Origin of the sequence: Kitasatospora sp. NPDC093558, assembly GCF_040683475.1 — a bacterium.
In the GTDB taxonomy this organism is placed as follows: Bacteria; Actinomycetota; Actinomycetes; order Streptomycetales; family Streptomycetaceae; genus Kitasatospora.
The window spans coordinates 1-1,637 of sequence record NZ_JBFBDY010001053.1; the positions used below are offsets into that span (position 1 = coordinate 1).

General features: G+C 69.7%; 1 protein-coding gene. It reads right to left on the bottom strand.

What is annotated here, in order from left to right:
* Positions 1-1,637: DNRLRE domain-containing protein (locus tag AB0O00_RS38370; protein ID WP_363659314.1), on the bottom strand; the 1,637-nt coding region annotated here is incomplete at both ends.

Genomic DNA, 1,637 nt, shown 5'->3' on the forward strand with positions numbered 1-1,637 from the left:
CGAGCTGATACCGGCCTGGCCGACCTGGAAGGCGTAGGTCGCGGGCGGGGACAGGTTGCCCGCACGGTCCTTGGACTGCACCGACAGGACGCGCCGGCCCTCGGTGGTCGGCGTGATCGACAGGGTCAGGGCGCCGGTGGCGGCGACGGTCACCGGGGTGCCGCCGTCGAGGTTGTAGACGTACGCCGTGGTGTCGTCGGTGCCCGGGGCGGGCGAGAACGTGAACGAGCCCGGCTGGTTGGCCGTGCCGTGCCACAGGCCGTCGGCCGGGTAGTCGGCCGAACTGACGAACGGCGTCCCGGGCTTGACGGTGTCGGCGATGACGTTGGTGGTCACCCAGCCGGAGCGGGACTTGCCGTCGTCGAGCATCGCCGAGATCGAGTACTGCACGCCCTCGTCCAGGCGGGCGATGCCGTAGTCCGAGGGACGGACGGTGGCGATGGCGCCGTTCGGGGTGTCACGGACGACGGTGCCCAGGTACGTGCCGCCGCGCCACAGGTCCATGTAGACCTTCAGCGGGTCGCCGTCGGGGTCGGCCGCCTGCACCTGGAACCGCGGGTTCGGGTCCGAGGTGTAGCGCGGGTTGCCCTGCTGCGAGGGCAACACCTCGACCGTCGCCGGGGTGGACGGGACGGTGTTGTACGTGATCGAGATGAACGGCGGCCAGTAGCCCTCGGCCGAGCTGAACCGCTTCCAGGAGAGGCTGCTCGACTCGTCGGCGGCCTTCAAGGCGAAGCCGTAGTCGTTGTAGCCGAACCCGGCGAAGTACCGGACCATCTCCGTGACGTCGGCCTTCGCCCAGAACGTGCCGTCCGGGGCGTAGCAGTCGTGGGAGTCACCGTCGTTGGCGACGTCCCAGGTGTCGTTCGAGGTGGCCCACTTGCGGTCGAGCGCGGGCTGGTTGCCCCAGCGGGTCCAGCTCCCGGCGCCGGGCGCGTTCCAGACCTCCCACTGCTTGGGGACGCAGGAGGAGGAGTGGTAGTTGGCGAGGTTGAGCGTGGCGCCCAGGATCTGCTTGCCGTTGAACGAGCCGCCCGGGATCGTCAGGAACGACCGCGCCACGACCTTGCCGTCGTAGCTGCCCAGCTTGAGGTCCGTCGACGCGGAGGCGTCGATGTTCTCGTTCGTCTGGACGTACGTGTCGAACGTCGTGCCGACGTTCACCACCGGGTCGATGGTGACCGGGAACTGGCGCTTCGGGTCGGCGAGGAACGCCGCATCCGGGGTGAACACCAGCTCGGTGTCGGCGCCCTGGCCGCGGACCTCCATCGTCACCGGGCCGCGGTTCAGGTGCTCCTGCGAGGCCGGGTCGACGGCGGCGTCCCACATGACGGGGGCCGGGATGGTGACGGTGACCTTGCCGGACGCCTTGTCGAGCAGCTGGATCGAACCGTCCTGCTGCGGCGCGACGTTCAGGCCGGTGGTGTCGAGCGGGATCGTCACGGTGCCGGTCTGCCCGATGGCGGAGCGGTCCTTGACGACGAGGAACTGCTCGAAACCGGTCCGGGTCGCTTCGAGGACCAGGTCCACGCCGGGGCGGGCGTCGGCATACGTCGCCTTGTTGCCCTCCAGCTTCGGCTTCGGCAGCTTGCCCAGCCAGCCGAACTTGACCTGCTGCCCACCGGAGCCGATCTTGG